This is a genomic window from Halorussus limi (genome assembly GCF_023238205.1).
Lineage (GTDB): Archaea > Halobacteriota > Halobacteria > Halobacteriales > Haladaptataceae > Halorussus > Halorussus limi.
Genome location: NZ_CP096659.1, coordinates 2,299,975 through 2,324,447, shown reverse-complemented (window position 1 = coordinate 2,324,447; position 24,473 = coordinate 2,299,975). Strand labels below are relative to the sequence as shown.

At 67.7% G+C, this 24,473-nt stretch carries 22 protein-coding genes and 1 tRNA gene; 12 read left to right on the top strand and 11 right to left on the bottom strand.

Going from position 1 to position 24,473, the window contains the following annotated elements; genetic code table 11:
- Positions 1 to 10 precede the first annotated feature (10 nt).
- Positions 11 to 652, bottom strand: coding sequence for a metallophosphoesterase family protein (locus M0R89_RS12005; RefSeq protein ID WP_248649323.1), 642 nt, complete (start codon positions 650 to 652; stop codon positions 11 to 13).
- A gap of 300 nt (positions 653 to 952) precedes the next feature.
- On the opposite strand from M0R89_RS12005, the gene dapA reads away from it, so the two are divergent.
- The 7 genes from dapA to M0R89_RS11970 all read left to right on the top strand — a co-directional run bounded on the left by dapA (position 953) and on the right by M0R89_RS11970 (position 8,121).
- Complete coding sequence (dapA, locus tag M0R89_RS12000) at positions 953 to 1,861, top strand: 4-hydroxy-tetrahydrodipicolinate synthase (protein ID WP_248649322.1); 909 nt, start codon at positions 953 to 955, stop codon at positions 1,859 to 1,861.
- A complete protein-coding gene (gene dapB, locus M0R89_RS11995) occupies positions 1,858 to 2,724 on the top strand; it encodes a 4-hydroxy-tetrahydrodipicolinate reductase (RefSeq protein WP_248649321.1) in 867 nt (288 codons plus the stop codon). The genes dapA and dapB overlap by 4 nt, the downstream gene beginning before the upstream one ends.
- Complete coding sequence (locus tag M0R89_RS11990) at positions 2,721 to 3,554, top strand: 2,3,4,5-tetrahydropyridine-2,6-dicarboxylate N-succinyltransferase (protein ID WP_248649320.1); 834 nt, start codon at positions 2,721 to 2,723, stop codon at positions 3,552 to 3,554. Before dapB ends, M0R89_RS11990 begins: the two co-directional genes overlap by 4 nt.
- Positions 3,551 to 4,819, top strand: coding sequence for a diaminopimelate decarboxylase (gene lysA, locus M0R89_RS11985; RefSeq protein ID WP_248649319.1), 1,269 nt, complete (start codon positions 3,551 to 3,553; stop codon positions 4,817 to 4,819). Before M0R89_RS11990 ends, lysA begins: the two co-directional genes overlap by 4 nt.
- Positions 4,816 to 5,742 carry a diaminopimelate epimerase gene (dapF, locus tag M0R89_RS11980; protein WP_248649318.1) on the top strand — a complete coding sequence of 309 codons (927 nt, stop codon included), beginning with the start codon at positions 4,816 to 4,818 and terminating at the stop codon, positions 5,740 to 5,742. The genes lysA and dapF overlap by 4 nt, the downstream gene beginning before the upstream one ends.
- 24 nt (positions 5,743 to 5,766) lie before the next feature.
- On the top strand, positions 5,767 to 6,861 hold the full coding sequence (locus M0R89_RS11975; RefSeq protein WP_248649317.1) for a M20 family metallopeptidase: 1,095 nt from the start codon (positions 5,767 to 5,769) through the stop codon (positions 6,859 to 6,861).
- Positions 6,862 to 7,077: 216 nt separating this feature from the next.
- Positions 7,078 to 8,121, top strand: a complete 1,044-nt coding sequence (locus M0R89_RS11970; RefSeq protein WP_248649316.1) for a hypothetical protein — start codon at positions 7,078 to 7,080, stop codon at positions 8,119 to 8,121.
- A 33-nt stretch (positions 8,122 to 8,154) separates the two neighbouring features.
- On the opposite strand, the gene M0R89_RS11965 is transcribed toward M0R89_RS11970, so the two are convergent.
- Both M0R89_RS11965 and purB read right to left on the bottom strand, forming a co-directional pair.
- Entirely contained in the window at positions 8,155 to 8,595 is a 441-nt protein-coding gene (locus M0R89_RS11965; protein WP_248649315.1) for a DUF7979 domain-containing protein, read from the bottom strand.
- 64 nt (positions 8,596 to 8,659) lie between these two features.
- On the bottom strand, positions 8,660 to 10,045 hold the full coding sequence (purB, locus tag M0R89_RS11960) for an adenylosuccinate lyase (RefSeq protein ID WP_248649314.1): 1,386 nt from the start codon (positions 10,043 to 10,045) through the stop codon (positions 8,660 to 8,662).
- A gap of 167 nt (positions 10,046 to 10,212) precedes the next feature.
- On the opposite strand from purB, the gene purH reads away from it, so the two are divergent.
- On the top strand, positions 10,213 to 11,838 hold the full coding sequence (gene purH / locus M0R89_RS11955; protein WP_248649313.1) for a bifunctional phosphoribosylaminoimidazolecarboxamide formyltransferase/IMP cyclohydrolase: 1,626 nt from the start codon (positions 10,213 to 10,215) through the stop codon (positions 11,836 to 11,838).
- Between the two features lie 52 nt (positions 11,839 to 11,890).
- Here purH and M0R89_RS11950 read toward each other — a convergent pair whose 3' ends face one another.
- Entirely contained in the window at positions 11,891 to 12,844 is a 954-nt protein-coding gene (locus M0R89_RS11950; protein WP_248649312.1) for a phytoene/squalene synthase family protein, read from the bottom strand.
- Positions 12,845 to 13,030: 186 nt separating this feature from the next.
- Between M0R89_RS11950 and M0R89_RS11945 the strand changes: the two genes are divergently transcribed.
- From M0R89_RS11945 to M0R89_RS11935, 3 genes are all read left to right on the top strand, one after another.
- Positions 13,031 to 13,369, top strand: a complete 339-nt coding sequence (locus M0R89_RS11945) for a zinc ribbon domain-containing protein (RefSeq protein WP_248649311.1) — start codon at positions 13,031 to 13,033, stop codon at positions 13,367 to 13,369.
- A 180-nt stretch (positions 13,370 to 13,549) separates the two neighbouring features.
- Positions 13,550 to 14,194 carry a hypothetical protein gene (locus M0R89_RS11940; RefSeq protein ID WP_248649310.1) on the top strand — a complete coding sequence of 215 codons (645 nt, stop codon included), beginning with the start codon at positions 13,550 to 13,552 and terminating at the stop codon, positions 14,192 to 14,194.
- Positions 14,195 to 14,281: 87 nt separating this feature from the next.
- Positions 14,282 to 15,370: a saccharopine dehydrogenase family protein gene (locus M0R89_RS11935; protein WP_248649309.1), complete on the top strand. Its 1,089-nt coding sequence runs from the start codon at positions 14,282 to 14,284 to the stop codon at positions 15,368 to 15,370.
- Positions 15,371 to 15,441: 71 nt separating this feature from the next.
- Here the strand turns inward: M0R89_RS11935 and M0R89_RS11930 are convergent, their stop codons facing one another.
- From M0R89_RS11930 to M0R89_RS11910, 5 genes are all read right to left on the bottom strand, one after another.
- Positions 15,442 to 16,287: a M55 family metallopeptidase gene (locus tag M0R89_RS11930; RefSeq protein WP_248649308.1), complete on the bottom strand. Its 846-nt coding sequence runs from the start codon at positions 16,285 to 16,287 to the stop codon at positions 15,442 to 15,444.
- A gap of 229 nt (positions 16,288 to 16,516) precedes the next feature.
- A tRNA-Thr gene (locus M0R89_RS11925) sits at positions 16,517 to 16,591 on the bottom strand.
- A 126-nt stretch (positions 16,592 to 16,717) separates the two neighbouring features.
- The gene (locus tag M0R89_RS11920; RefSeq protein WP_248649307.1) at positions 16,718 to 17,746 is read right to left on the bottom strand and encodes a class I SAM-dependent methyltransferase; all 1,029 of its coding nucleotides are present in this window, start codon (positions 17,744 to 17,746) and stop codon (positions 16,718 to 16,720) included.
- Positions 17,747 to 17,794: 48 nt separating this feature from the next.
- Positions 17,795 to 18,562 carry a DUF6498-containing protein gene (locus M0R89_RS11915; protein WP_248649306.1) on the bottom strand — a complete coding sequence of 256 codons (768 nt, stop codon included), beginning with the start codon at positions 18,560 to 18,562 and terminating at the stop codon, positions 17,795 to 17,797.
- Positions 18,563 to 18,624: 62 nt separating this feature from the next.
- The gene (locus M0R89_RS11910; RefSeq protein WP_248649305.1) at positions 18,625 to 19,950 is read right to left on the bottom strand and encodes a cation:proton antiporter; all 1,326 of its coding nucleotides are present in this window, start codon (positions 19,948 to 19,950) and stop codon (positions 18,625 to 18,627) included.
- Between the two features lie 120 nt (positions 19,951 to 20,070).
- Here M0R89_RS11910 and dph5 point away from each other — a divergent pair, with 120 nt between their 5' ends.
- Entirely contained in the window at positions 20,071 to 20,844 is a 774-nt protein-coding gene (gene dph5, locus M0R89_RS11905; RefSeq protein WP_248649304.1) for a diphthine synthase, read from the top strand.
- A gap of 12 nt (positions 20,845 to 20,856) precedes the next feature.
- On the opposite strand, the gene artA is transcribed toward dph5, so the two are convergent.
- The gene (gene artA / locus M0R89_RS11900; protein WP_248649303.1) at positions 20,857 to 21,783 is read right to left on the bottom strand and encodes an archaeosortase A; all 927 of its coding nucleotides are present in this window, start codon (positions 21,781 to 21,783) and stop codon (positions 20,857 to 20,859) included.
- A gap of 183 nt (positions 21,784 to 21,966) precedes the next feature.
- A complete protein-coding gene (locus tag M0R89_RS11895; protein ID WP_248649302.1) occupies positions 21,967 to 24,030 on the bottom strand; it encodes a DUF7827 domain-containing protein in 2,064 nt (687 codons plus the stop codon).
- Positions 24,031 to 24,473 lie beyond the last annotated feature (443 nt).

The following is a 24,473-nucleotide window of genomic DNA, read 5'->3' as shown; positions in this document are numbered from 1 at the left end:
CGGGACGCGTCTACGACGGCGGCGTCGGGTAGGAGGTCAGTTCGAGCGTCGCGGGGTCGAGTTCGTAGTACCGCTTGCCGACCGACGCGATGCCCACGACCCGGGTGTCGCCGTAGGTCGTCTCGGCGTGCTGGTGGTGGTGGCCCACCAGACAGAGGCGGGGTTCGACCGCCTCTATCAGTTCGTCGATGTACTCGCACCCGACCTCGTAGGACTCCGAGACCGGCAAGCCGTGGGGCGCTTCGTGGGTCAACAAAACGTCCACGTCGTCGAGTTGTTTGACCGCCTCCACGTCCTCGCGGACGAAGTGGCGGCGGCGTTCGCCCTGCAGGTTCGGCCGCGGCCGTTCGTACTGGGTCGGTGCGTAGTTGCCCGACAGGCCCGCGACGCGCAGGCCGTCTACTTCGACCGCTTCGTCCGCTATCAGGAAGGCGTTGGTCACGTCGGAACTCTCGACGCGGCCGTGTCGGAGCGCGTCGATGACGTCGAAGTCCTCGTTGTTACCGGCGATGAAGTAGGTCGGAATCGGCAGGTCGTAGTAGAGTAAGTCACCCAACTGCAGCGCCACGTCCGCGTCGGACTCCCGGTAGGCGGCGAACAGCGCGCGCCGATTGTCGGGGTCGTCGGCGTGGGCGTCTCCGAGAACGAGCATTAATCACCGCTTCGGCCGTCGGAAAGATAAAACCCACTCTCGGGCGGCCGCGTTCGGCAGGTTTCGCTGTCGACCCAAAGGTTAAGTTCCCGGCGGTGAGTGGGACGCATATGCACCCCGACGCCACCTCGGCCACACTCGACGCCTCGGCCAGCGGTGGGTCGGTCGGTTTCGCGGGGCTGAAACGCACAAAACCCGGTTACTGATAGGTCCTCGGCGGCGTGGCGACCCGTCGCGGGCCGTACTCGTTCTGCACCACTCTCCGACCAGTCACCAGCGACCCAGTCCCGAACCCAGCACATGACACGCACCGACGAACCCTTCAGCGGGGTCTACCCGGCGATGACGACCCCCTTCGACACGGACGACAGCATCGACTTCGAACAACTCCGAGCGGACGCCCGGCGACTCGCGGACGCGGGCGTGGACGGACTCCTCGCGGTCGGGTCGACCGGCGAGAGCGCGACCCTGAGCCACGACGAACACGTCGAAGTCGTGGACGCCGTCACCGACGCCGTGGACGTGCCCGTTATCGCGGGGTCGGGAAGCAACAACACCCGCGAAGCCCTCGAACTCTCCCGGCGCTCGGCCGACGCCGGGGCCGACGCCCTGCTCCTCATCTCGCCGTACTACAACAAGCCCGAACCCGAAGGGATGGAGCGCCACTACCGGACCATCGCCGACGAGGTGGACGTTCCCCAAATCGTCTACAACGTCCCCTCCCGCACGGGCCGCAACGTTGCGGTCGAGACCGCGGTCTCGCTCGCCGAACACGAAAACATCCAGGGTTACAAGGCCGCCAGCGGCGACCTGAACCGAATCGGCGAGGTAATCGAGCGGACCCGCGACGAGGAGTTCTCGGTCCTCTCGGGCGACGACTTCCTCACGCTCCCGATGCTGTCGCTCGGCGCGACCGGCACCATCAGCGTCTCGGCGAACGTCGAACCCGAGCGCACCGCGGCGCTGGTCGAGGCCGCACGGTCGGGCGACTTCGCCGCGGCCCGCGCGGTTCACGAGGAACTCGCGCCGCTGGTCCGGGCGCTGTTCTCTGAGACCAATCCCATCCCGGTCAAGGAGGCGATGGAGATTCGTGGCTACGGTCCGGCCCACCTCCGCTCGCCGCTGAGTCGCCTCTCCGAGCGACACCGCGCAGAACTTGCGGGTATCCTCGAAGAGTTAGAGGGGGAACCCACTGGAGTACACCAATGAGCGTAGGGGACGACGGAGAATCGACGAACGTCTCGGTCGCGGTCACGGGCGCGACCGGCGAGATGGGCCGGGCGGTCCTCGACGCGGCAGGGGCCCGCGAAGACGTGTCGGTCGCGTTCGCGGTCAACCGCGACGCGCCCCGAGACCCCGCCGAGTCGGTCGCCGGCGTCCGCGTCGAACCGGCCCGCGAGTTCGACCGCCTGCTGGCCGACCGGAGTCCCGACGTCGTCGTGGACTTCACCGGCCCTGCGAGCAGTCAGAACTACGTCGCGGTCGCCGCCGAGGCCGGAGTCGCCAGCGTCGTCGGCACGACCGGGTTCGACGACGAGGGCGAGGCGGCGCTCCGGGAACTCGCCGAGTACGCGCCCGTGCTGAAGGCCTCGAACTTCGGCCGGGGCGTGCAGGCGCTGGTCTCGGCGGTCGAGTCGGCGGTCGCCGACCTGCCGGGCTACGACGTGGAGGTCACCGAGACCCACCACAACCGGAAGCGAGACGCGCCGAGCGGCACCGCCAAGACGATTCTGGAGGCCATCGAAGGCGCTCGCGACGGTGGGACGGCGGACGGCCAGCGCGTCCACGGCCGCGAGGGCGAGGCGCCCCGAGAGGCGGGCGAAATCGGCGTCCACGCGCGCCGGGCCGGCACCATCACGGGCGAACACGAGGTCTTGCTCGCCGGGAATCACGAGGAGGTTCGGCTCACCCACCGCGCCGAGGACCGCGGCGTCTTCGCCGAGGGCGCGCTCGACGCGGCGGTCTGGTTGGCGGGGCGGGAGCCGGGCTGGTACGACTTCGCCGACGTAGTAGACGGAGCAGAGTCGAACGACGCGGAAGCGACCAACGACACCGGAGGCGACGACCGATGAGTCTGGAATCCGACATCGACGACCTGTGGCATCGCTACGACGAAGGCAACCTGTCCGCCGATTCGGCGGGCCCCGAGGAACTCGACGCGCTCGACGCCTTCCTCGACGCGCTCGAAACCGGCGAGGTCCGGGCCGCCGAGAAGCGCGGCGGGGAGTGGGAGTCCAACGAGTGGGTCAAGCGCGGCATCCTGCTGAACTTCGGCCTGCGGTCGATTGCCGGCCGGGAGTACGGCGACGTGACCTACCACGACGTGCTTCCCCTGCGCGAGACCGGGGACCTGCCCGACCGCGGCACCCGAAACACGCCCGACGGGACCGTAATTCGCCGGGGCGCGTACCTCGGTTCGGACTGCATCATGATGAGTCCGAGTTTCGTGAACATCGGCGCGCACGTCGGCGACGGGACGCTCGTGGACTCCTGTGACACCGTGGGGTCGTGCGCCCAAATCGGCGCGGACGTGAAGTTGGGCGCGAACACGCTCGTCGGCGGCGTGCTGGAACCCGTCGAGGACGCGCCGGTCGTGGTCGAGGACGGCGCGTCGCTCGGTGCGGGATGCCGCGTCACCTCCGGGTTCGTCGTGGGCGAGAACTCGGTGGTCGCGGAGAACACCCTGCTCACGCCCCGCATCCCGGTCTACGACCTCGTGGACGAGGAGGTGCTCTACGGCCGCCTGCCGCCCGAGCGCCGGGCGTTCACCCGGTTCGTGGAGTCGTCGGTCGGCGACCACGACCTGTTCGACGGCGGGGCCTACAAGCCCGCGGTCGTGGCGATGGACGTGGAGGAGACCACGATGGAAGCCGTCGAGCGCGAGGAGGCCCTGCGAGAATGAGTAGCGAGAGCGGGTCGACGGCACGGAATCCCCCGGTTCGACGCCTCGCCGACTGGCCCGCCGAGCGCCTCCGGTCGCTGGCCGACGAGTACGGCACGCCCCTCTACGTCTTCGACGTGGAGCGGGCCCGCGAGAACTACCGGCGGATGGCCCGGGCGTTCCCCGAGGCCGACGTCTACTACGCCGCGAAGGCCAACACCGCCCGGCCGGTCCTGCAGGCGCTCGCCGACGAGGGCGCGGGCGTCGAGTGCGCGTCGGCGGGCGAGTTGGCGCGCGCCCTCGACGCGGGAGTCGATGGCTCGCACGTCCACTACACCGCGGTCAACCCGCCCGCCCGGGACCTCGACGTGGCGGTCCGCCTCGCCGAGGAGCATCCGGGCGTGACCGTCACGGCCGGGGCCGAGGACACCCTCGACCGACTCGCCGACCGGGGCTACGACGGCCGGGTCTGCCTGCGGGTCAACCCCGGCGTCGGCGCGGGCCACCACGAGAAAGTATCGACCGGCGCCGACGCCAAGTTCGGCGTGCCCTACGAGCGCGCGGCGGACCTCGCGGAGTCGGCCGACGACGACTTCGAGGTGGTCGGAATCCACGCCCACGCCGGAAGCGGCATCTCGGGCGACGACCTCTCGGCCCACCGGGACCTCGTCGGCCGAATGGGCGAGTTGGCCCGCGAAATCGAGGGTCGCGGCCTCGACCTCGACTTCGTGGACGTGGGCGGCGGCTTCGGCGTTCCCTACTCGCCCGACGAACACCCGCTCGACTTGGAGGCGGTCGCGGAGGCCACCCGCGAGGCGCTGGGCGAAGTGGACGCGACGCTCGCGGTCGAACCCGGCCGGTACCTCGTGGCGGACGCGGGCGTCCTGCTGACCCGGGTCAATACGGTCAAGGAGACGCCGTCGAGCGTCGTGGTCGGGGTCGGCGCGGGGATGACGACGCTCGCGCGCCCCGCCATCTACGACGCCCACCACGAGATTCGGAGCGTCGCGCCCGACGCCGACGAGCGCCCCGAGCGCGAGGTCACGGTCGCCGGGCCGGTCTGCGAGAGCGGCGACTCGCTGGGCGACCACCGGCTCGCCGACCCCGAGCGCGGCGACCTGCTCGCGGTCGGGAACGCGGGCGCTTACGGCTACGAGATGGCGAGTCAGTACAACTCCCGTCCCCGCCCGGCCTCGGTCGTCTTGGACGGCGACGACGACCGACTGGCGCGGCGACGCGAAACGATAGCGGACGTGACGGCGGTAGAACCCGAGGTTGACAGATGAGCATCGAATTCGAGAAGTTCCACGGCACCGGCAACGATTTCGTAGTAGTAGACGCGGACGAGTACGTCCCCGACCGGGGCGCGTTCGCCCGCGAAGTGTGCGACCGACGCGACGGCGTGCGCCTCACCGACGGCGGCGCGGCCGACGGCGGCGCGACGACAGCGCCGACCGACTCGGTGGGGGCGGACGGGGCGCTGTTTCTGGCGCTCGAACCCAAGTTCTCGCCGCCGCGGGCGGTGATGACGCTGGTCCAACCAGACGGGTCGACCGCCGCGATGTGCGGCAACGGCGCGCGGTGCGCCGCGAAGTGGGCCGCCGAGCGTACCGGTGCCGACACCGTGATGCTCGACACGCAGGCCGGGACCCGCCGGGCCGAGATATCGGACGACGAGGTGACCATCGAGATGGGGGCGCCGTCGTTCGCGCCCGGCGACGTACCGCTCGCGCCCGACCGCGAACAACCGCTGGTCGAAGAGACCGTCGAGGGCGTGGAAGTGACCGCGGTGAACACCGGCGTGCCCCACGCCGTCGCATTCGTCGAGGACGTCGACGAGGTGGACCTCGACGCGGTCGCTCCCGCGGTCCGTCACGCCGACGCCTTCCCCGAGGGCGCGAACGTCACGTTCGCGTCGCGGCGGAGCGAGGCCGGCGACGGCGACACCGTCGCCTTCGACCAGCGGACCTACGAGCGCGGCGTCGAGGGCGAGACCAGCGCCTGCGGCACCGGCGCGGTCGCAATCGCGGCGGTCGCCCGGCGAGCGGGCGAAATCGACGGCGACGCGTCGGTCGGCGTCTTCCCGCCGGGCGGTCGCCTCGGCGTGACGTTCCGCGGCGAGCGCGCGAGTCTGACCGGCCCGGCCGAGCGCGAGTTCACGGGCGAGATTTCCTCGACGCCCGAACCGCGGCGAGTCTCCGAGGCCTGAGCCGAAACCGACGGACACCTTCTCATGACATTCGACCCGATAGACTTCCTCGAAGACGCGGTACAGACGACCTCCCACGAGGGCGTGACCGAGATGCGCGACCTGCTGGTGGCGACGCTCGAATCCGCAGGTGCGGACCCCGCCGTAGAAGTGTCGGTGGACGACGCCGGCAACACGCTTGCAGTCCGGGACTCCGGACGGGAGGGACCGCACGTCGTCCTCAACACTCACATCGACACCGTGCCGCCGCACGTCGAGTTCTCCCGAGACGACGAACTGATTCGAGGGCGAGGCTCCTGCGACGCGAAGGGACCGCTGGCGGCGATGCTCGCGGCGTTTCTGGGCGTCGAGGTAGAGCGCGGGCGGGTGACGCTCGCGGTCACGCCCGACGAGGAGACGAACTCGACCGGCGCGGCCGCCCTCGACTTCGACCCGGCCCCCGACGCCGTAATCGTGGGCGAACCGACCGAACTCGACGTGTGCAACGCCGCCAAGGGCCGGTTTCAGGCGACGGTCACGGTCCGGGGCGCGAACGCCCACGCCGCGGAACCCGAGTCGGGCGTCAACGCGGTCCGGGCGGCCGGCGACTTGCTCTCGGCGCTCGACTCGTTCGACGACCGGGAGGACCGCCCGGACGAGAGCGACGCCCTCGGCGACTCGACGCTGACGCCCACGACCATCGAGGGCGGCACTGCCACGAATCAGGTGCCCGCCGAGTGTTCGTTCGTCGTGGACCGCCGGAGCGTCCCGCCCGAGACCGCCGAGGGGTTCCGCGCTGCGCTGGCCGACCACCTCCGAGCGCACGCGCCGGCGGACGTCGGCGTCGAGGTGTCGCTGGCCGAGCGCGAGACGCCGTTTCTGGCGGCGTTCGAGACGCCCGGAGACTCGACGCTGGTCCGGACGCTCCGGGAGGCCGCCGGCGGGACCGTCCGGCCGTTCGGTGCCGCGACCGAGGCGTCGTACTTCGCCGAACTCGCGCCGACGGTCGTGTTCGGACCGGGCGCGCTGGCCGACGACGAGGGCGCGGTGGCCCACGCGCCCCGCGAGTACGTCCGCGTCGCGGAAGTCGAGCAGGCCGGTGAGGCCGTCGAAGAGACGCTGGCGTCGCTCCTCTCCTGAGCCAGACGCTGGTCACGATTCGGAGAGAAAGAGACTCTTGTGACGTTGTGAAAGAATTCTATAGCTGTTTCTAAGGGCGCTAGATATTTCTCTCGGCTCTGTTTCGCCTTCGACGCGCCGTGCGGAGAGCGACCGATTCGTCGGAGCGGCGTTTTATCTAACAACAATTATAGTAGTTAATTATAAGTCTTAGAAGTGTGCAATATATTGCGTAGCATGACAGACGATTCGTCTCACACGAACCGCACCGACCGTCGAACGCTCCTGCGCGCGACCGGCGTCGCGTTGGCCGGCGCGACAGTCACCGCGAGCGGCGCGGCCGCCCGCGGTCCGCCCGAGAGCGACTCACACGTCGCCAAGGCCGACTTCGCGAACGGCATCTCGACCGACCGCATCCGAGAGGTCCGCCGGGCCGCCCGCGCGGAGTACAACGCCCGCGGCGGCGACCTCGACGTAACGCCCGCCGTCTCGAACCCGGACCCCGAGGACGGAACCGTCGTCGCCTACTCTTACAAAATCGACGCGAACGGCGTTCCCCGCCAGTACACCGGCGTCGCAGGCGACGCGAAGTCGGCCGCGCACCTCCACGGGAAGGCCGCACAACGCGCGACGGCCTTCGACCGCGCCTCGACCGCGACCGCCGACGGCGTCACGACTCAGAGCAGTTCGTGGAACGACGTGCTACACGACGAGGCCGACTTCTGCAAGGACCCCTACGGGTGCGTCACGAACAACCTCGACCTCAAGCAGTTGGACGGCGACGGCGATTCCGCGCAGGACGCCTACGCTGTCAAGCACTTCTTCGTGATGGAACCCGGCACGCAGAAGTACGGCTCCGGGTGGGTCAACGACGTCGGCGAACCGAAACACGACTGGAGTCAAAACGACATGGGCAGCGCCGACCTCGACGAGTACGACCCGCTCGGAACCCACGACGGGAGCCAGAGCATCAAGGTATCGGTCGGCACCGGCGGCGCGAATCTCGGCTGGAGTTACACCCAACCCGCGGTCACGACCGTCGACGAGTCGAGTCCGAGCGGCAACTACGCGACGTGGAACGAGGAGTTCAACAGCGACAGCGCCCGCCAGAACACCAACGGCATGAAGCCCGGTAGCTCCTGCTGGATAGACCAAGAGGCCACCGGGAGCGGTCAGTACGACCTGATGGACCTCGTCTCGAAGGGGACCTTCTACGACGGCGGGTGGAGTTCCGACACCTACTACCTCAAGCACACGTTCCACGTCAAGGTGAATTACTGACGCCGAGGCGACCGGACGGGTCGCCGACTCCGCTCAGCGCCGCGTCCACGCCACCGTGCGGTGCGGGAAGTGGTGTCGCCGGACGGCCTCGCTGACGGCGAGGAGACCGGCGACGGCCATCGCCACCGCGCTCGCGCCGAACTCGGTCCGCCAGTTGAAGAAGATTCGACGCGTGAGCAGGTACGTCTCGCCGCCGCGCTCGACGGCCAACGTCCCCTTGGTCTTTCGCGGCCCCGGCAGTTCGGTCGGGTCGCGGAAGACGAGGCGCTCGCCCGCGATGGCCCGCTCGACGGTCCGCTGGTCGCGCGCCGAGAGGTCCCCGAAGGAGACGAGCGACTCGGTTCCCTCGGGGATTTTCTCAACCGTGCCGAGGGACTCGACCTCGTACTCGAGCGCCCCGACGCCGAAGACCATCGCGCCGGTCAGCAGGAAGATACCCGCGAGGAAGAGGCCGAAGTGGAGGGTGTCGCTCATACTCCGAGATGTGTCACGTCTTATAAATTTGTTTCGCCGACGCGAATTCGCCCGCGGTCCGGCGTCACTCCTCGTCGAGCGAACCGGCCATCTCGCCCGCGACGCCGGTGTACCCCGCTGGCGTCAGGTTGAGCAGTTCCTCGCGGGTCGCCTCGTCCACGTCCAACTCCTCGAACAGGTCCCGGAAGTCCTCCAAGGTCACGCGCCGGCCGCGCGTGAGGTCCTTGACGCGCTCGTAAGCGTCGGTGTGGCCCTCGCGCCGGAGGATGGTCTGGACCGCCTCGCCGATGATTTCGGGGGTGGATTCGAGGTCCTCGCGCATGACCTGCTCGTTGGGAACGACCTTGCCGAGTCCGGCCTGTAGTTTGACGTAGCCAAGCAGGCAGTAGGCGAACGCCGCGCCGACGTTTCGCTTGACGGTCGAGTCCGAGAGGTCGCGCTGGAGGCGCGAGGAGGTGACGTAGTCGCCGAGGAACACGAGGTCCGAGTTGGCCTTCGAGAGGTTGCCCTCGCTGTTCTCGAAGTCGATGGGGTTGACCTTGTGTGGCATGGTCGAGGAACCGGTCTCGCCCTCGGCGGCCTCCTGACCGAGGTAGCGGTCGCTGACGTAGCGCCACGCGTCGCGGTCCAAATCGAGCAGGACGTTGTTCGCGCCCCGGAGGGCGTCGAACAGTTCCGCGAGGTCGTCGCAGGGGTTGACCTGCGTGGTGAGCGGTGCCCGTTCGAGACCGAGTCGCTCGACGAACTCGCGGGCGAACGCGGGCCACTCCACGTCGGGGTAGGCCGCGACGTGGGCCGCGTAGGTGCCCGACGCGCCGGCCAACTTGCCCTGTAGTCCGTCGCGGGCGTCCTTCACGCGCCCGATTGCGCGGCCGAGTCGCGAGGCGAAGACGGCCATCTCCCTGCCGAAGGTGGTCGGGGTCGCGGGTTGGCCGTGGGTCCGGGCGAGCATGGGCACGTCCGCGTACTCGCGGGCGAGGTCCCCGAGCGCGTCCCGAACCGCGCGGAGTTCCGGCAGGAGAACCGACTCGACCGCCCCCCGCACCAGCAGGCGGTAGGCGAGGTTGTTCACGTCCTCGCTGGTCAGCGCGAAGTGAATCCACGACGCGGCCGACTCCGCGCCCTCGGGCAGGTTCTCGCGGACGAAGTACTCCACGGCCTTCACGTCGTGGTTGGTCGCCGAGTAGTCGCGGTACCCCTCGGTCTCGATGCGCTTTATCAGGTCGGCGTCGTCCTCGTCGAACTCCTCGTAGAGGTCGCGGAGTCGGCCGCGGGCCGAGTCGTCCAGTTCCAGCGGCGTCGCGTCGAGGTCGGCCAGCGCGACCAGATACTCGACCTCGACCCGGACGCGGGCGCGCATCAGCGCGGCCTCGCTGGCGTACTCGCGCAGGGGTTCGGTCCGCCCGGCGTACCGGCCGTCCAGCGGCGACACGGCGTAGAGGGGGTTCATGTGGCAATCTGGCCGTGCTGTCGGCAAAAGAGTGTCGGTCCGATTCGGCACACTCGTGCATACAACGGTAATAGAAACCGGAATAGCCGCCTAAAGTATGCTCGTTCGTGCATATCATCTCGGTCGAGACCGCAATGCCTTTTTCCTCCGCTGGCGGGAATTCGAACATGACCCGAATCGCTGGGCTCGCAAGCAACCGCGGACGGAACCTGCTCCACATCGCCGACCGCACCCCCGGCGGCGCGCAACTCGAAGTCGTACTGACCAACGACCCGGACGCGCCCGCGCTGGAGGCCGCCGAGAAGCGCGGCGTCCCGACGGAAGTCGTGGCCCGAGACGAGGGCGAGACGCGGCGCGAACACGAACGGCGCGTCGTCGCCGCGCTCGAAGACTACGACTTCGACCTCGTCTGCCTCGACGGGTACATGCGCATCCTCTCGGACGCGTTCCTGGAGGAAACGCCGCTCACGCTCAACGTCCACCCGTCGCTGCTGCCGTCGTTCCCCGGCACGGACGCCCACCGACAGGTCCTCGACGCGGACGTGAAGACCACCGGTTGCACGGTCCACGTCGTCACCGACGCCACCGACGAGGACGGTGCGGTCGTCGAGGACGAGGTGGACGCCGGCCCGGTCGTCACCCAAGAACCGGTTCCGGTCTACGAGGGCGACGACGAGGACGATCTGAAAGAGCGGGTCCTCTACGAGGGCGAGTTCAAGGCCTACCCCCGCGCCGTCCGGTGGTTCGCCGAAGGGCGACTCGACGTTGACACCGAGGCGGGCGAGGTCCGCGTCGAGGGCGACGGAGACGGACAGTTCCCGGCCCGGCGACTCGAAACCGCGGACCGCGCGGCCGACCTCCGGTACGGCGAGAACCCCCATCAGGACGCCGCGCTCTACGGCGACGCCACCTGCGAGGAGGCCAACGTCGTGGACGCGCCCCAGTTGAACGAGGGCGCGAAGGGGATGGGATACAACAACTACAACGACGCCGACGCCGCGCTGAATCTGGTCAAGGAGTTCGACCGGCCGGCCGCCGCGGTCATCAAGCACACCAACCCGGCGGGGTGCGCCACTGCGGACTCGCTCGCGGACGCCTACGACCGAGCGCTCGCCACCGACGCCAAGAGCGCCTTCGGCGGCATCGTCGCGCTCAACCGGGAATGTGACGAGGCCACCGCCGAGCAGATTATCGACTCGTTCAAAGAGGTCGTGGTCGCGCCGGGGTACACCGACGACGCGCTGGCGACCCTCCGAGAGAAGGACAACCTTCGCGTGCTGGACGTCGGGGACGAAGAGACGTTCGCGGACATCTCGGAGACGACCACGGAGAAGGACCTCGTGGGCGGCCGACTCGTGCAGGAGCGCGACCTGCAGGCTCCGACCCGCGACGAGTTGGAGGTCGTCACCGAGAGAGAGCCGACCGACGACCAGTACGAGAGCCTGCTGTTCGCGTGGCAGACCATCAAACACGTCAAGTCCAACGCCATCCTGTTCGCCGACGGGACGGAGACGGTCGGCGTCGGCGCGGGACAGGTCTCGCGGGTGGACGCCGTCGAAATCGCGAAGATGAAGGCCGAGAAGGACGCCGAGGGCAAGTCCGCGGAGGGCGCGGTCATGGCCAGCGACGCCTTCTTCCCCTTCCCGGACGCCGTCGAGGCGGCCGCCGAGGCGGGCATCGAGGCCGTGATTCAACCCGGCGGGTCGGTCAACGACGACGACGTAATCGAGGCCGCCGACGAACACGACATGGCGATGGTGTTCACCGGCAGTCGGTGTTTCCGACACGACTGAGCGAGCGCTAAAGGTCTCTTCTCCGCGGCAAAAGCCGGACGCCTCGGCCGACTCAGTCGGCCTGCGGCGTCCCCTCTGGGCGGTGGTTTGCGCGGCCACTCTCGGCGTACGGGATGGCGCTGACCGCCCGGAACACCGTGACGGGGTCCCGAGACTTCCGCCAGTACCAGCGCGTCTTCGCCCAGAGCCACGCCGCGCGGAACGCCCCGACCTCGGGCGGCGACGAGAACACGTCGTAGTCGAGCGCCCGGACGAGGCGGTGATGCTCGGCGTAGAGTACCGCGGCGTACAGCACCGCGAACTGGCAGTCTTCGGGTAAATACTCGATTCCCGCGACGCCCTCGCGGTACTTCCGTTCGGCGCGCCGCAACTCGTCGGCCATCGCGGCCCGGAAGCCGTCGGTCGGGTTGCAACGCCGAACGTCGGCCTCCGTGACGCCGTGGCGGTCGCGGGTGTCGCCGGGCAGGTAGATGCGGTCGTGGTCCTCGATGTCTTCGCGCACGTCGCGCAGGAAGTTCGTCAACTGGAACGCCTCGCCGAGCGCGACCGCGTGGGGTTTCGCGCGCTCGGGGTCCTCGACGCTCATCACGGCCTGCATCATCACACCGACCGCGGCGGCCGAACCGCGCATGTACTCCTCCAGTTCGTCGTAGGACTCCCAGCGACTCTTCTCGATGTCCGAGAGCATCGCGTCGATGAAGATCTCTATCTCCTCGTCGGGAATCCCGCGCTCCTCGCTGACCTCTTGGAAGGCCGCGAGGACTTCGTCGTCGGTCTCCTTTCGACCCAATGCCTCCGCTCGGAGTCGTTCGAGTCGCTCGCGTTGCTCCTCGGGCGGTGCGTCCGTCGCGCCGTCCACGACCTCGTCGGCGACGCGGAAGAACGCGTAGAGGACGTAGGTCGGCTGGCGAATCCGCTTCGGGAGCAACCGCGTTGCGAAGTGGAACGTTCTGCCGGTTCGCTGCTGAATCGCCTTGCTTCGTCGGAGTTGTCGGTCGGTGACCATTATGTCTCCTGTGTTGTGCAGAGTCCGGCCGAACAGCAGCGCCTCGCAGCATACTGTCTAGGGAATCGTGTGGGTTAATTCTTGGCGTTGGGAAACTCCGCGCGACCGAGGGAACTCGGCGGGCCTTTTTTGTCGCTGGGACGTGATTCGTGTTACCAAGCACCTCACTGGCCGAAGACGATTCCCATGACGAACTCAGACTCCCCCACGACCGACGACGCCGCCTCGACCGACGCACCGTCCGCGGCCAACGAACCGTCCGCGACCGACGTTTCCTCGGCAGAGAGTCCCCCCGAGACAGACGACACCGACCGCGCCGAGGAGTTACAGGCCACGGTCGCGGCGCTGACCGACCGAGTCGCGCAACTCGAACGAGCGGTGACGTGGATGGCCCGCCAGCAGGCCGCCGAGACGGGCAACAGCGTCTGCCCCGAGTGCAACACCGGCGGGGCGCTCCGGGTGTCGCGCTCGCCGACCGGCAAGAAGCAGGTGAAGTGCAAGAACTGCGGCGAGAAGATAAATTGACGGGACGACCGCCGCGGACGAGCGGCGCTGTCCCCCGTTTTGATTAGTCGCCGGTGAGTCGTCCGGTCTATGAACGTTCGACACGGCTTCCTCGTAGAGCGGCTCGCGGACCTCGACGCGAGCGCCGACTGACGGCCGACCGCCACCACGCCTTTTTGCGTCGCTCCCCTCGACTCGGACATGAGTTCTTCCGACGCCGTCACCGAGACGTTAGACGAAGGAACCAACGGACTCGCGGGGAGACTCGGGTCGCTGGCGGAGACGGTCGGGCCGCAACTGGCGCGCCACGCCGAGTCGGGCAACCTCGCGGCCGCCTCCGGCGTCGTCTCGCTGGTCCGCGCCGGGCAGTCCTTCCTGAAGGGCGACCGTAAGCGCGGCGTCCTGCAGGCGCTCGGCGGTCTGTTCTGGGTAGGCGTTGCCCTCGCGCAACGGCGGTCGGGCGGGTCCGGCGGACCCGGCGCGTCCGACGAGCGTCGCGAGTCGGACCTGACCGAAGTCGCCGACACCTCCCCGGACGTGGAGGACGCCGTCGAACCGGGCGGCCGGGACGCGGACCACGCCACGGGCGAGAGCGTCGTCGACACGACCGACGCCGACATCGAGGAGTCCGACACCGCACCGGAGGTCGAGACCGACGCCGACGACGTGGACCAGCGCGACGTGACGGGGGCGACCGACGTGGAGGACGCCGTCGAGGGCGAGACGGAGACCGAGACCGACCGACCCGCGACCGAGAGCGAGGACGCGACGGAACTCGACGAGTCGGCGGAGACGGACGACTCCCCGGAGACCGACGAGGCGACGGCGACCGAGGGCGACGACTGAGGACCGCATCGACCGAGCGGTTTGGGACGTTTCTGCGGACGCGCGTCGGCCCCGCGAGTTTTACGCCTCACTACCCAATTCGGGGATATGACCGACGAACTGCTCATCTACGGGTCGTACGGGTACACGGGTGCGCTCGTCGCCCAAACTGCGGTGGACCGGGGGATGACGCCCGTCCTCGGGGGCCGGACCGCCGAGACGGTCGAGCGACAGGCGACCGACCTCGGTCTCGACCACCGGGTGTTCAGCCTCGAACACCCCGAGGTAATCGAGCGACAGGTCGAGGAGTTCTCGGCGGTGCTGAACTGCGCGGGACCGTTCTCGGAGACCGCCAGACCGCTCTACTCGGCGTGTCTGGACGCCGGGACCGACTACCTCGACATCACCGGCGAGATAGACGTGTTGGAAGCCGTCGCGGGACGCGCCAACGAGGCCGAGGCGAGCGACGTGACCCTGCTCCCGGCGGTGGGGTTCGACGTGGTGCCGACCGACTGCCTCGCGGCCTACCTCGCCACCGAACTCCCGTCGGCGACGCGACTCACGCTCGGTATCGACGGGTTGGGGACGTTCTCGCCGGGCACCGCCAAGTCCATCGTGAAAGGGCTGAGTCGGCCGGGCGCGGTCCGTCAGGACGGCAGGATTCGGACGGTCCCGGCGGCGTGGAAGACCCGCCGCCTCGACTTCGGTCGGGGTCCCAAGCCCGCCGTGACGATTCCGTGGGGCGACGTCTCCTCGGCCCACTACACCACCGGAATCCCGAACATCGAGACCTACGCCACGGTTCCGGAGTACGCCGCGAAAGTGATGACCAAGACCCGGCCGCTCGCGCCGGTGTTCGGGTCGTCCCCGGTCCAGCGCGCGCTGAACGCCGTAATCGACGCGGTCGTCTCGGGACCGACCGCCGAGGAGCGCGCCCGGAGTTCCGCTCGCGTCTGGGGCGAGGTCGAGGACGACGACGGGAACCGGTTCGCGGCCAGAATGCGGACGCCCGACACGTACGACCTGACTGCCCAGACCGCGGTCGAGGCCGCCCGACGCGTCGTCGCGGGCGAGGTCGAGGCGGGGTTCCACACGCCGGCGTCGGCGTTCGGACCGGAGTTCGCGCTGGCGTTCGACGGCGTGGAGCGCCAAGACGTGCGCGAGTCATCGGACGTGGGGGTCGGTATCGAGCGGTAGGGACGCCCGAGAGAAACGAACGGAAAGGCGAACCGTAGCACCGAGCGGGAGAGGCGAACGGAACCCGTCTGTCAGCCGTAGAACTCGTCGCCGCCCGCGCCGCCCGCCCGGAGCATGGCGACCGCCGCCTCGTAGGTCTCGGGATAGGAGTCGGCCTCGACGGCGGTCGTCCGGCCGCCCGCACGCTCGACTCCCGGCGATGCCGCGGCACGCACCGCGAGGTTCGTCGTCGCCCAGTCAGCCTCGATTCGGGTCGGCGACTCCGCGCCGCGGGTCTCGACCTCGCCGCGCTCGGCCCGTTCGACCGCGCGCCGGGCCGCCGCGCGAATCTCCTCGGTCGTCTCGTCGGCCGGGCGACACGCCGCCGTGAAGCGGTCGATTCCCTCCTTGACGGCCACGGTTTCGGGCGCGTCGCCGAGTTCGCCGCGCGCTTCGGCGACCGTCGCGTCGTCGCCGGTGACGAGTCCGACCGGGACGCCCAGCGCGGCCGCGAGTCGAGCGTTCCAGCCGAGTTCGCCGATTTCCTCGCCGCCGACGCGGAGGCGGAGCAGTTCGTGGCCGAAGAAGGTGTGGTTCAGCACCGCGCCGGGAGTCCCGGCCTTGGCGTGGTAGCCGACCAAGAGCGCGCAGTCGTGGTCGGCGTCGAGTCCCTGCATCATCGACCGGGGCTTGGTGTTCCCGCGGACGAGCGTCGCCCGGTCGTCGACCGCCGCCCGGTCGAGGTTCCGCATCGACGAGTGGGAGTCGTTGACCAGTACCTCGGTCGCGCCCCCGGCGCGGGCGCCCTCGATGGCGGCGTTCACGTCGCCGTGGAGCAGTTCCTTCCCGCGGTCGTACTCGGGTTCGCCCCGGACCACGTCCTCGGCGGCCGCGACGCCGGTGATGCCTTCCATGTCTGCGGAGATGAAGACTCGCATGGTCGTACTCACCGAGAGCGAGGATAAAAGCGTTCGGCGGGGAGCGTGTGCGACGAAGCGAAAACCAGTCGCTCTTCGGGTAATTCGGAGTAGAAAAGCCGGTGGAGGGGATTGTGAACCACGGTCGGAGCGAAAGCTCCTCCCTGATTCAAATCCATCCACGTTGGTCTTTCGACGCTCACGAGTAGCGAGCACACGAGGTGCTCAACCTATAGTTCTCGTCAGAAAAAGCCGGTGGAGGGATTTGAACCCTCGGCCTATTCCTTACGAAGGAATCGCTCTAGCCAGTCTGAGCTACACCGGCACGCTCACATTCGTTCGCGTCCCGAGCCTGACCTCGCTGTACTCAGTCAGACACCGGCACGGCACCGTTCTCCGCACCCAAATATAGTCACCAGAAACGGCTTAAGCGTTCCGAAATCGCCCGACGTTAGCGAGACAGTCGCACGTCGAGACAGACGTTGAGTTCGTGGGGCGCGTACGACCGGACGACGTGGCGGGTCTCGACGTCGACCTCGTACTCGGGGTCGGCCGCGGCGCGAATCGCGGCCTCGCCCGGACCGAAGGGGTCGTCCTCGTGCTGGATGTCGTAGTAGTGAATCACGCAGTCGTCGCCAGCGAGTTCGACCGCCGAGTCGAGGAACTCGTCGGCGCTGTGGGGCAGGTTCATCACCACGCGGTCGGCCCAGTCGGCGTAGTCGGGCGCGATTTCTCGAATACCATCACTTCCCTGCGGTCGTGACGAACCCGAGACTACGTCTCGAACGTCCCCTTGAATCGCGGTCACGCGGTCGGCCACGTCGTTGCGGCGGGCGTTCTCCCGGAGGTACTCGACCGCGCGCTCGTTGAGGTCCACGCCGACGACCTCCGCGCCGCGCTTGGCGAACGGAACGACGAAGGGGCCGACCCCGGCGAACATGTCGAAGGCGCGCTCGTCGGCCGAGACCTGCTCGGCGACCCGGTGACGCTCGGTGGCGAGTCGCGGCGAGAAGTACACCTCGGCCACGTCGAGCAGGTACTCACAGCCGTACTCGCGGTGGACCGTCTCCGTTCCGTCTCCGACCAGCACCTCCCAGTCGCGGACCCGCAACTCGCCTTTCACCTTCGAGGCGCGGTTGACCACCGTCTTCGCCGGGACGTCCGAGGCCATCACGGCGTCGGCGATTTCGCGGGCGGTAGCGGGGTCGTCCTCGTCGACGATGACGATGTCGCCGAGTCGCTCGTAGGTGGGTTCGAAGCCGAGCAGGTCCGCCGGCGCGTCGGGCGTCTCGCGCTCACCGACCGACCGGGAGACCACCTCCAGTTCCTCGGGCACCGCCTCGGCGTCGGTCACCGGCAGGTAGAGGAAGCCGTCTTCGACCTCGATTTCGAACTCGGCGGCGAGCAGTCCACGGTCGGCCAACCGCCGGCGGGTCTCCTCGCCACGCTCGCGCTCGACGCGGACGCACGGCACTTCCATGCCTCTCGCTTTTCGGAGCGTCGCGGTAAGCGTGACGCTTCGGGACCGTCACCCGACGCGGGTCGGCCTCCCGATTCGGCGGTGGTCGCGCAGGTGCGCACCGAGGTCGAGCGCGGTCTTGAGCGCGACCAGCAGGACCAGCGCGGGGAGCGGCGACCCGAGCGAGGCGACCAGAAACGCGCCGAAGACGATGGTGAGGTGGAGGACCATCACCCGGCCGTAGGGTCGCATCATCTGTTCGTCGGGTGAGACCGTCAGGTACTCGCCGCCCCGGAGGTAGTTCGTGACGAACGAGACGCCGTGGCTGACCACGAACGACCCGACCGCGAGCAGGAAGGTCGTCGGCGAGGCCCAACCCCACCCGAGGGACCCGACGGGACCGCCGAGAGGACTCGTGCCGACTCCGCCGCCGGGTCCGGCGAGCGCGAACAGCGGGAGCGCGAACACGAACGCGCCGTGAACGACCCAGAAGATTCCGTAGTGGACCACGAAGAAACCCGCCACGGCCGCGTTGTCGGCCCGGTCCGACCGCGGGTCGATTCGCCCGGTCGGCAGGCCCTCGATTCGCCACTCCCACGTCGACTCGGCGTCGGTCCCCTCCGAGCCGTCGCCGGACCCCTCGCTCGCGTCTCCTCCGGCGGCGAGCAGGATTTTCGGGACGTTGAGCGCACCGACGACGCCGCTCTCCAGCCAGTAGAGCAGGAGAACCTCGAAGCCGCTCCACTCCCACCAGACGACGCCCGCGAGCGGCAGGAGGTTGGCGGCGAACAACGCGACGAGGGCACGAGGCGACGAAGCGCGCCGGGGGACGACCATCGACGGGACGACGACGGCGAGGGATATACGCCTTCGGAGCGAACCGGCGGGACCGGCGTCGGTTACGAGGATTCGGGGTCGACGGTCTCGGCGACCTCGCCGGACGCGGGGTCGTCTCGTCGCGTCCGGTCTAGCGCGTCCATCACCCAATTGGCCGAGATACCGTGAACGACGATGGACGCGAGCACGACGAAGCCGACCAGCGCCCAGAGCTTGTCGGCCGCGACGAGTAGCTCCATCTCTCCGAACGACGCCTCGTTGAGCGCGAACGCCAGATAGTAGAACGAACCGATGCCACGGATGCCGAACGACGCGACGACTAGCCGCTCGCTCCACGGCATCGACGTGCCGAGCAGCCCCACGACGCCGGCGACCGGACGGACTACGAGGACGAGCGCGAGACCCACCGCGACGTCGAGCAGAGTCAGCCGAGCCAGCAACCCGCCCGCGATGGCTCCGCCGAACAGTACCAGAACCGTCGCCATCACGATTCGCTCGACCATCACGGCGTAGTCGTGGAGCGCGACGTAGTACTCGTGTTCCCACTCGTAGTGACGGAGTTCGAGCGCGGCGACGAACACCGCGATGAAGCCGTAGCCGTGGACGAGTTCCGTCGCGCCGTACGTGACGAGCGTGACCGCCAGCGCCTCCGCGCCCTCCATGACCTTGCCTAACTGGGTCGTGACGCTCTCGCTGAAGATGACGCGCGCGAGTAGCTGTCCGGCGAGATAGCCCATCACGACGCCGACCACGATTTCGTAGAGGAAGTGGACGAGGAACCACTCGCCGAGCCAATCGAGCGACGTCGTTCCGGCGGCCGCCGCCGTGGCGATGGCGAGGTGAGTGAACGGGAAAGCCAGTCCGTCGTTGAGACCCGCCTCCGAGGTGAGCGCGAACCTGACTTCGCCCTCCTGCTCCTCGGGTTCGATCTCCTCGTCTACCGCTTCCGTCGGGGCCGTGGCCTGCACGTCCGACGCCAACACCGGGTCGGTGGGCGCGACGACGGCCCCGAGCAGGACGGCGGTCGGCAGGAGGGTTCCCAACACGCCCCACCCGAGGAGAGCGGCGGCGACCATCGACAGCGGCATCGTGATGCCGAGGAGACGCCACGTACTCGACCACGCACGCCAGTCGAACGGCCGGTCGAGCTTCAACCCCGCGCCCATCAGCGCGATTATCACGACGAACTCCGTGAGCCGTTCGGCGAGGTCCCCGTGTCTGACCGGGTCGGGGATTTCGACGCCCAACGGGAGTGAGAACAGCACCACTCCGGCGGCGACGTATATCAGCGGGAACGACAGCGGCTTGTCGGAGAGAACGCGCGGCAGGACGACGGCCCCGAAAATTGCGATACCGGCGACCAGTAACGCGGCTTCGTAAGCGGCCATTCGTCACACTATACCGAGTTTTCGCGTAAATGTCCGGGGGCCGGAACCGGAAGGCGGGCCGGTTGCTCGCTCGCAGTCAGACTCGAAAGGCTATAGCATCCCTCGACCCCTACCACCGCTATGCTCACATTCGTCGGTCTGGGTCTCTACGACGAGCGTTCGATTACCGTCGAGGGCCGCGACGCCGTCCGCGACGCCGACCGCGTCTTCGCCGAGTTCTACACCAGTAAACTCCTCGGAGCGACCGTCGAGGACCTCGAAGCGTACCACGACGCCGACATCGAGGTCCGGGACCGCGCGGGCGTCGAACAGGACCCCGAAGCCGTCCTCCGGGCGGGCGAGGAGGGCGACGCGGTGTTCCTCACCGCGGGCGACACCATGATTTCGACCACGCACGTCGACCTCCGACTCCGGGCCGAGGAGCGCGGCGTCGCCACTCGCGTCGTCCACGCGCCGACCGCCGAGTCCGCCGCCAGCGGTCTCACCGGCCTCCAGAACTACCGGTTCGGCAAGGCGACCACCCTCCCGTTCGAGTACGCCCACGGCGCGGACGGCGTCCCGGCCAGCGTCACCGACGCCGTCGACGGGAACCGCGGGCGAGGCCTCCACACGCTGGTCTACCTCGACATCAAAGCCCGGAACGACGAGTACATGACCGCCGACCACGCCGCCGACCTGCTCGCCGACGACTACGGCGACCTACTGGCGGTCGTGGTCGCGCGCGCCGGCAGTCCCGACCCGCTCGTGACCGCCGACCGACTCTCGGAACTGGCCAAGCGTGACTTCGGCGACCCGCTCCACCTGCTCGTGATTCCGGGCGACCTCCACCACGTCGAGGCCGACGCGCTCCGCGAACTCGCGGGCGCTCCGTCGGAACTAGTCGCAGTCGAGTAACGGTCTCTCTTCTCAGCGGCCCTTGCCGTCGGTGGCGACGGAGCGCTCGGCGCCGACTGCCTCGTGGAGGTCGTACTCGTCGCCGGTCACGATGTAGAGAACGTCCTCGCCGACGGTCAGCAGCTCCGGCACCTCGCGGGCGACCGCCCAAGCGATGCCGACCAGCGCGACCACCGAGAAGCTCTGGGCCAGCACGCGGTCGGAGATGAAGTACGACACCATGTTGGGGTTCTCGTAGCCGAGAAGCGCGACGGTCGGGTCCACGAACACCTGAAGCCACTGCTGGCTGAACGCCAGCGTGATGAACACGACCCGCACGAGATTGAGGAACCAGATGATTGGGATGGCGATAGCGATACCCCTCAGCTTCCGGCGGAGGGGCGCCCGCACCGCGGCGATGAGACCGCCGAAGATGGCCATGCTTCCGATGCCTGTACACGCCAGCAAGACGTTCACCGTGAACACCCCGTGGGTGGGGTTGTCGAAACGGTAGGTTCCGTCGATGCCATTCGCCCGCTGTACGACCTCAAACTCGTATCCCAACTGAGTCATCACGAACTCGCCCTGCCACGCGACGGTCTCGATGAGCCACTCCTTCGCGGGCGGAATCATGGTGAACGGCATGTAGATGAGGCCCATGAAGGCGATGGCTCGCGAGAGCAGGAAGAGCGTCTCTCGGCCCTGCAAGAGGAGGTACGCCGCGTAGAGGCAGGCGGGGAGCGCGGCGAGACTCAGCGCGCCCTCGACGAAGCTCTTCTGCTCGAACGCGAAGTGCGGGAACAGCGCGAGCCAGAAGACGCCGAAGACGAGCCACGCGCCCGACGCGAGGTAGCGCGCCCGGCCGCGTCCGCGGCCGTCGTCGTACCAGTCGAGCGACGCCGCCGCGGCGAATAGGCCGACTGCGAGCCACGCGAGTCCGTCTATCAACGCGGAAGTCACTGTTAGACGTGTGAAAGCGACCCCCGGATAAAGAGTTGACGGCTCCGGCCGCGTCGGGTAAGGTCGGCTTAGCGGTACGGAAACAGCTCGTTTCTTCGAGCGAGGGTGCCGTCGCTATCGGGTCGAGTGCACGAAAAATGGGAATCGCGGAAACCGGGAAACCCGGTGGTTAGTTAGCTACGCTTAGTTGCTGCGGCGGAGAGCCAGCAGCGCGGCAGCGACGAGCGCGACGAGCGCCATGCTGACACCGAAGCCGGGGATACTACCGCTGCCACCGTTGGTGGTGGTCTCGGTGGTAGTAGCCTTGGTCGTCGTCTCGGTGGTGGTGGTCGACTCGGTCGTGGTCGTCGTGGTCGTAGTCGTCGTGGTCGTCGTGGTCGACGTACCGTTGTCGGTCGTCGTCTCCTCGACGACGTTCTCGACGATCTGACCGTCGACTTTGTCGCTCGCACCGCTGGACTTGGCGGAGACCGTCAGCTGCGTACCGGTCTCGACGCCACTGAAGTCGAACGGAGCCGAGAAGGTACCGTTGGAGTCAACGGTGGCCGTCGCGGTCCGGACGAACTGGTCAGACTGAACCTGCACGGTGAACTCGCTGCCAGCGGCGATGCTGGTCTCACCGGTGATGTTCGTCTGGCCAGCCTCGACTTCCAGCACGTCGCTGGAGTTCAGGTTGTTGAACTCGAGCGTGCGCTCGGTGACGCTGAAGTTCGTGCTGACCGTCTGGGTGTTCTTCGTGAGGGGGCTGCTCTTGTGGAGCTTGAACTGCGCCATGTACTCGTCGCCCGCCTCGATACCGAGACTGCTCTTCTGGGTGTTGACAACGGCGTAGAACGTGTTGTTCTGACCGTCGAAGTAGACCTTCTGGACGTCCGAGCCGTTGAAGCTGTTACCGTCGGCGTTCGCGCCGGCGTTCGTCTGCGTGAAGTTCAGCGCGTAGTAGTCGTCGGTGCTGTTGTCGAGCTGATCCTGGTTGGTGAGGTTGCCGTAGAGGCCCGATGCCTCGACCTGGACAACAGCGAAGTCCTTCATGGCCGTGGAGTCGTCCTCGGCAACGCTGTCGAGGAGACTGCTCACTTCGTCAGGAACGCTGCTAGCCTGGGGGTGGGTCCACGCCTTCGCGCTGTCGACGGAGCCCGTGCTAAGGACGAGCTGGGTGACGTCCTGGGTCGAGTTAGCGACGCCAGTCGTCATCTCGTAGGTGCCCGAGCCGGATGCGCCCGCGGCGATCGGGGCCGAAATACCGCCCTGGGTGAGGGGGTTGCCCGAGTAAACACTGTGGTTACCGGGAGCCGTGATCGTGTCGTCGCCCTGGGCAGTGAGGAAGTCGGTCGGGTCGTCAGTGTTAGCGGTCGCGTAGGTGTTGAAGTCAACGGTAACCTGGCCGTCTTCGTTGTTGTCGTGAAGCGTGAAGTTGGCCTTCCAGTTGACGTCGGAGCCGCCGATGGTGGCGGTGGTAGTCTTGGTGTTAGTGAGGTTGACGGTGAACGTCGCGTTGTCACCGCGCTGCTGGGAGACGACGCCGTCCGTCGCGAACGACGACTCGGCGTTGCCACCCTCGGTGACGTTGATGCTGGCGTCTGCCGTCGCGCCAGTGTCGTTCACTTCGACGGTGTACGTGTAGTTACCGGCGTCGACACCGCTGAAGTTGACGTTGAGACTGTCCGTCTGGATGTTGTTGATCGCGACACCGCCGTCCTCCAGCACGATAGTCTGGAAGTCGTCGTTCAGCGTGTCGTTCAGCGTGCTGTCCGACAGACCCTCAGCGGTGAAGGTCGCGTTGAAACCAGCGCGCTTGGAGTTGAGGTTGAGCGTCGTCGTGGAGTCGAAGGTGTTGTCGACCTTGTCGTCCTCGAAGGACGCGCTCAGATCCTGGCTCGACACAGTGAAGTTGACGAGGTTCGTACCGTCCGTCTTCTGAAGGATGTAACTTCCGTCAAGGTTGGACGTACCGAACCGGATGTCGCCTTGGTTGTCGGTGAAGACTTCTTTGGCGAGGTCGTTCTGATCGTCCTGAGAGACGATTTCGAGCTTTTCGTTGTTACCAACGGCGGGTTCGAGACTGCCGTTGTAAAGATTCTGTCCTTGCCAGTAGCGCGTGTTGTCGTCCAACTCCGAAGTGCCCTCTGTCGAGTAGTCCGTTACGGCGGCCGCCGACCCTGCAAAGGCGACGGTGCCAGCGAACACCGACAGGACGAGCATCGCAGTCAGGAAGACACTGCGGAATTTGTCGTTTGTCGTTGTCATGGTTTGGATTGGTTATTCGGTCGGCGACAGCACCTTTCCGCTGCCCGTCGGGGGAACCCGGTACCACACCGGGAGTGGGCAACCTGTACTCGCTACTGCCACCATGGGTAGGGGTACAGACGAAAGGTTACGCGCCGGTTATAAGTGCTTTGTGGTCTCGGAATTCCCCCGTTACTGCTTCGCACGCAAATTCGACGAGGCGTTAAACGGACGATTGAAGCTTCGAGAAGGCCAAAACACATGAGACGTTGACGTAGCAGTTCGGGAGAATCGAAATCACAGATATTCGCCGGTTAGAGGCTGTATTGCCGGGATTAACGGGCCAATACGGAAGTTCCGAACGGTGTCACGTCGAACTTCGGAACGTCGATTTTTGCTTATAAAAGAATAGTGAGTGAACGAGTACGCTCGGTGACGTGACGATTCGGGCGTTCAGGGAAAGA